Raw genomic sequence first — 6472 nt, 5'->3', positions numbered from 1 at the left:
GAAGCTAGAAACCTTGATAGCAGTGCTTTTTTAAGTATTTCTTATTCTAGTGGCTTTTTCTGAAATTTTTATGCATTTGATATTGCAATTTAGCAGTAATGGTTTTTTCATTTATTAACACTCTCTTTATTTGAGTTTACTTTACAATAGCACTACACCTCAATCTCCATCAATCTCTCTTTATACCTATTCCATCATTCCTACTTATCGGAACTTATATCGTTCTAGATTTGAACTGAACCATAATCTGTAATTGCTTAGAATGTTAAAGTTAAAGATAAAGAGGGTGACCCAACTTAGACGGACTTCTCAAACACGACAAAAATTAGTGTGTGTGAAATCAGACTTTTGAGCCACCCTCTTTGGCTAATTTATCAAGTACTCCCACGAATCTCCGATACGATTCAAACCTTCTTCTGTCGATATTTCTTTCAATAGTATCTTTGGTAGATATGCGGAAAAATCATTTAACAATAGCGGGCCTTCAGGGATAACAGGGAGAGATGTTGCAACTTCCAGCTGTGATTTAAAGCCTTGGAAGATTTGATTTTCGAGTAATTCTGCATCCTCATATGCGCTTTGTCTTGTAGGTAGTATCCCTAGTTCCTTAGCGAGATGGGCCTGATTTTCTCTATTATTCAAAAATTCTATGAATTGATATGCTTCATCTGGTGCTTGTGAATACTTTGATATAACGAGATTATGTCCTCCAACAGGAGAATCTTGTCCCGCAGGTCCTGCAGGTACTGGGGCAATTCCTAAGTTTTCAGCGTTCTTAAATTCTGCACCACCTAATATATCAGTAGTTGCCCATGGCCCATTAATGATCATTGCTACTTTCCCTGTTTTGAAATCATCCATCATCGCCTGATTCCAATTGTCAAACTGTAGTTCAGGCTGTACGACCTTTTCATTCATTAATTTCTGCATAAAGTTAATGCCGTTTCTTGATCCTTCATTGTTGATTAAAATTTCCATGTCGTCAGAAATCATCCCACCCCCAAATGCCCATACATATGGTAAGGCATAATAGGAATCTGGAGAGATGAATACGCCATATTGGTTCTCGTTCGTTAATGCTTTGCTCATCATCAGTAGTTCATCCATTGTTTTAGGAGCTTCGTTAAATCCAGCTTCTGCAAGCATTCGTTTATTATAAATAAGAGCTGGTGAGTCTGTAACCATAGGAATCCCATAGATATGGTCTTCATACATATTGTATTTAAATGCCGAATCAAAATAGTCTTCCTTGTCTTTCTCAGAAACTTTATCATCTAAAGGTAACAAGATATCCAAGTCCGCAAATTCTGTTGTCCAAGCAATATCGCTTCTTAATATATCCGGCGCTTGATTTGATAATGTTGCAGTTTTAAATTGATTCTGTGCTTTGCCAAACTCTACTTCCTTAACATCAACTTTTATAGAAGGATGCTGCTTCTCAAATTTCTCAACAATATCTAATAACGCAGTTGTCTCAGCTTCCGCAGTCGTTGTCCAAAATTCCAGTGTGACCTTACTACTTTCATTAGATGAGGAACACCCCACTAGAAATAATGGTATTAGTAAGATTAATAATAAAATTCTTCTTAGCATGTTTATCCCCCTCTCTAATACGTAAACTTCCCAATTAAGTCTCTTAATTCTTCTGCTTGTTTAGCAAGTGTTACAGCTGAGGCAGCTACTTCTTCCATTGATGCCATTTGCTCTTCTGTTGCTGAAGAAATCATCTCTGTGCCTTCTGCATTTTCATTTGCAATCTTTGAAACTACTGCCATATGGTCACTTGTAGATTTTGTATCCTTGCTAACTCTTATCGTAATATCACGAATAACTTCATTCTCTTTAGTAATGCTTTTAATCGTTTCCTCAAGCTTCTGGAAGGATATTTCGGCAATATTGATAAGGTTTATACCTTTATCAACTTCCTCTTTACTTGTTTGCATTTCATTAACTGTCTTTGTTGTCTCTAATTGAATGGTTTCGATTACATTCTTGATTTCCTCTGCTGAGTTCCTAGATTGTTCTGCTAGTGACCGAACCTCATTAGCTACAACAGCAAAACCTTTCCCAGCCTCACCTGCTCTTGCTGCTTCAATTGCTGCATTTAATGCTAATAAATTCGTCTGTTCAGCTATACTTGTAATCATAGAAACAATTTCACCGATTCTTGTTGAGTGATTGTCTAAATTTAAAATGACCTCACTCATACGATTTGTGCTGTTTTCAATTTTCTTAACTTGGTTTGTTGCATTACTTAAATCTAATTTCCCTTTTTCAGAAATAACATTACTAGAATGAATCGTTTCAGTCATTCCTTCTGAGCGTTTCATTATGTCTAACATCCCGTCGGAGACATTTTGAATTAGCTGTTGATTTTCTGCAATACCCTCAAACTGTTGACTAGTACCTGAGGCCATTTCCTGCATAACTGAAGAGATATGTTCTGTAGCTGTGCTTGTTTGCTCTGAACTTGCCTGTAACTGTGCCGACGATGCAGCAACTTGGCTAGATACTTGGTCTGCCCCACCAATTAACTCTTTTAACGAAGTAACCATCGTATTAAAGGAAGCTGCTAATTGACCTAATTCATCATTACTATTTATTCGAATTGGTTGGACTAGAAGATTTCCACTTGCAACTTGCATCGCATTGTTCTGTACAACTTTAATATTTCGTGTAATCCGATTCGCTAGTATACTTGAAAGTATTAATGCAATCACAATAACCACTAACGGAATGATCACATTCACATATTTAACAGTCGTAATCGCTTCAGTAATTTCCACTTCCTTCTCATTAACAAGCTTGTCCTGTTCTATATTGTAGGAAAGTAACGCAAATGCAACAGGGTCGAATGATTTCTTTGTAAAAGATTGTTGAGCACTTACTACATTTCCTGCCTCATATTGAGTAAATAGCCATTCAACATTGTTCAGGAATGCATCCCATTCATTTGTAAAGTTTTCAATTTGTTTGAGCTCATCTTTATCGTCAACCATCTTCTTTAATGATGCAATTTGTTGATTGACCGTTTCTACATCAGAAAGATAACGCTCTTTAAAATTACCCTGTAAATTCTCCGGTGCTAACAAATATTGTGCAGCATCTGCGTTTGCATTTTTTGCAAACATATTTACATTTTCTACGATTTTCAGCTTTTGGTTAATCGAAAATATATCTGATGTTGACTGACTAATACGATTATTCATTGTTGTTGAAGCCACTAGTGCCACGATAAACAACAGGATGACAGAAATAAAACTTAGATATAGCTTAGCTTTAATATTAAATTTTATTTTTTCACGAGATTTATCTACCATGTTTCTACCTCCATTCCCCTATTTAAAATACGGTATATTGTATATATCGGATTATTTTTAGTTTTTTTAACTGTTTTGAAATACTTATTCCTTCCGATAATTATAAAGTCTCAAAACAATTCTACTTTTGAGACAAATATATGATTATAAATTTAAGTAACCAAATTTATTCAAACTCTTCTTTTCTAAAGAAAACACATTCAATTTCCATTTATTACCTTTAATTCAAGGTACTTTACAAGAAATGGTCAGTTCTAGTCCAAGGTAAAAAGTAATGCATACATACTTTGTAAAAAATTTTGGGAATAATCACAGTTGTTTTGACTAAGGGGCGTTTAGTTTATGGTTTCTTTATTTACCGGTACCGAAAAGAGACCATCAAAATGACAATCCCTTTCTTTATCTAAAGCACCCGTTGAATATCATTTTCGTCCATAACTACCTTTTAGTTTCTCTGGGTCTAAAGGAGGTACACGGAATAACTGTTTTAAAAAATCATCAAAAGTATCTGCTATCTTAATAAATTCCCAAGAGATTTCATCTGTTGAATAATTTTCAACCTGAATTATTCACGAACAAAACAAATTAAATGATCATCCCTTATAAATCAAGGATTGAAAGAATCTTGACTTTCAACCCATTTGGTATACAAAAATAGACATCCTTCTGTTATTGTAAAGTTACTACACAAAACAAATAGAAAGAAGGATGTCTATATGTCTACTTTACAATCTTATACGCTAACATTCAATACGAATATTAAAATTTCTGCGGATGGCGGTGCACTTTCGGTCGATGGTGGCTTGCCCTTAGTGAAAGAATTTATGGTGAAATTGAATTTTTATCCATTGTTTGATCAAACGGTTCAATTTAAGGACGATCGCAAACGACTCACCCATACGCGTCAATCCGTCTTTGAACAAGCGCTTCTCCAACAAATTGCGGGCTATGATACCGATGACGCTTCTGATTCGCTTACCCATAATCAATTATTTACCCAAACACTTCAAAAGAAACAGCTTGCTTCTCAACCAACGATGTCTCGCATGTTCCAATCCATCACGCCTGAAAATATTGAGGCGTTCAATTGTTTAAATCAACGTTATTTAGATCAATATTACGGGCAAGAGTCCATCGATACCGTCGTCATTGATTTAGATTCCACTCATTGCGATACCTTTGGAAAACAAGAAGGTTCCGATTTTAATAACCATTACCGAACATTTGGTTATCATCCACTCGTGGCGTTTGATGCCGTCACCGGTCTTTTTTTGAAAGCGCAACTTCGTAAAGGCAATGTCTATACGTCAACGGAAGTCGTGCCATTTTTAGAGCCACTTTTGAAACATTTGATTGAAGATTTAAACGTCAGTCATATTCTTATTCGTGGCGATTCGGGTTTTGCCGTTCCTGCTTTGTACGAATTATGTGAAACTTACGAAGTGAAATATGTCATCCGTTTAAAAGCAAATGCTCGATTAAATCGAACCGCGGAATCTTTTGTTTTCCGTAACGAATCCTATCCAATTGTTGAGCTTGAACGTCAATTTGACGCGTTCGATTATCGCGCGAATTCTTGGAAGAAGGAGCGGACGGTCGTTCTACAAAACGAACGACCTGCTGGGAAACTATTGTTTACACCTCTATTTATTGTGACGAATATGGAAGGAATCATTCCAGAAATTATCGTCAAATTATACAAAAATCGTGGATTGATGGAAAACTTTATTAAGGAAGCGAAACTTGGTTTTTTCATGGACAAGACAGACAGTTCAAAATTTGTAATCAATGAAGCACGTATGTGGCTAGGTGTCTTGTCTTACAATATCATTCAGCTGATGAAAAGTTGGGTCTTTCCTCCTTCCATGAAGAAATGGACGATTGGCACGATCCGGCAACGACTCATTAAAGTCGCAACTAAGATTGTTTCGCATGCTGGGAAAATCCATTTCAAACTAGATGAAACCTTTGTTTATTTGAATGATTATTTTTCGGTCACCAAACGGCTCCGTTCTTTCTAAAAAAAATTTTGATTGCACGGCCAAGGGGTTCGTTTGCTCTTTTTTAGGTTTCGTTCAACGATTTTTTATCAATCGCTCAAAAATTATTCTTCGTTTATTTTCTGATTCAAATTGAATGAGTGGATTGTTTCATTTTTATCCGATTTTGTTATGTTTCACATTTTCATGAATAATTCAGGTTTATATCAGTATTTATTTTTTTATTTATAAATTTTAATTTTTTCTTTGTTTCCTTGATTTCAGTGTTATTTTTATAAATTTCTTTTTTCAACTTTTTATTTTCTTGGAGTAATTCATCAACGGAGACTTGGTATAACTCACTTAGTAATAATAAATTATCGAAATCAGGATAAGTATGACCATTTTCCCATTTTGAAACTGACTGACGCGATAGATTTAATTTGTTTGCAACATCATTTTGAGAGAAGCCTTGAAGTTTTCGATAATATTGTAGTTGATTAGCTAAGGATTTATTCATATTGTTATTCTCCTATAATTATTACTTTACAATTAACTTCCCATTAGAAATAGTTGTTGTAACATTGGCATTACTAGTAATTAAACCTGCTTTTTGCTTAAAATCACAACTTGCCTTTGTCGAACTGTGAGTTAGAGAACTTGATAAAATGCTACCCTTTAAAGCTTGTAAATTCAAATTAGTAGCTGCTGTAAATTGTGATTTTGAATTAATTGTTACATTATATGATACAGTCCAACTCCCTTTTGAAGTTTTAGATACTTTATACGTTCCGCTAGAGACTCGTTCTCGTGAAGGTATTGACTCTACTTCTAAAATAATTTCTTCTCCTAAGTTGTTTGTATAAGTGAATGATTTATAACTATTATCAGATAAATTAAGGTCGTAATTTAATTCATCAAAATATCCTTCTTGAGCATAAACTTTCATACTTGTAAACATAAGTGTACACATAAAAATAAAAACCGCTAATAATTTTTTCATTAAAATTCCTCCTATATATCTGCTAATTATTTAAAATCAAGTAATACTAAAAACCTAAATAATTCATACTTTTTCTATTTAATGTCTACTGAATAAATTAAAAACGTTGAAACGACGCCATTTGCCTCCGATATTTGGTATAATTAATGCAAGACTTTTAACGGTAGAAC

The 6472-nt window shown here is 34.5% G+C and carries 5 protein-coding genes; 1 reads left to right on the top strand and 4 read right to left on the bottom strand.

Features of this window, described 5'->3' with window-relative positions; genetic code table 11:
* Positions 1-366 precede the first annotated feature (366 nt).
* Together JOD14_RS12900 and JOD14_RS12895 are read right to left on the bottom strand one after the other, a co-directional pair.
* Complete coding sequence (locus tag JOD14_RS12900) at positions 367-1593, bottom strand: extracellular solute-binding protein (protein WP_204655181.1); 1227 nt, start codon at positions 1591-1593, stop codon at positions 367-369.
* A 14-nt stretch (positions 1594-1607) separates the two neighbouring features.
* The gene (locus tag JOD14_RS12895; protein WP_204655180.1) at positions 1608-3320 is read right to left on the bottom strand and encodes a methyl-accepting chemotaxis protein; all 1713 of its coding nucleotides are present in this window, start codon (positions 3318-3320) and stop codon (positions 1608-1610) included.
* Positions 3321-4036: 716 nt separating this feature from the next.
* On the opposite strand from JOD14_RS12895, the gene JOD14_RS12890 reads away from it, so the two are divergent.
* The gene (locus JOD14_RS12890; RefSeq protein WP_204655179.1) at positions 4037-5341 is read left to right on the top strand and encodes an IS1380 family transposase; all 1305 of its coding nucleotides are present in this window, start codon (positions 4037-4039) and stop codon (positions 5339-5341) included.
* 163 nt (positions 5342-5504) lie between these two features.
* On the opposite strand, the gene JOD14_RS12885 is transcribed toward JOD14_RS12890, so the two are convergent.
* The gene (locus JOD14_RS12885) at positions 5505-5819 is read right to left on the bottom strand and encodes a helix-turn-helix domain-containing protein (protein WP_204655178.1); all 315 of its coding nucleotides are present in this window, start codon (positions 5817-5819) and stop codon (positions 5505-5507) included.
* A gap of 21 nt (positions 5820-5840) precedes the next feature.
* Positions 5841-6302 carry a DUF5626 family protein gene (locus JOD14_RS12880; RefSeq protein ID WP_204655177.1) on the bottom strand — a complete coding sequence of 154 codons (462 nt, stop codon included), beginning with the start codon at positions 6300-6302 and terminating at the stop codon, positions 5841-5843.
* Positions 6303-6472: the final 170 nt, after the last annotated feature.

Origin of the sequence: Enterococcus lemanii, from assembly GCF_016909125.1 — a bacterium.
GTDB classification, from domain to species: Bacteria; Bacillota; Bacilli; order Lactobacillales; family Enterococcaceae; genus Enterococcus_I; species Enterococcus_I lemanii.
The sequence above is the reverse complement of the archived record's forward strand: the minus strand, read 5'-3'. Positions and strand labels throughout refer to the sequence as shown.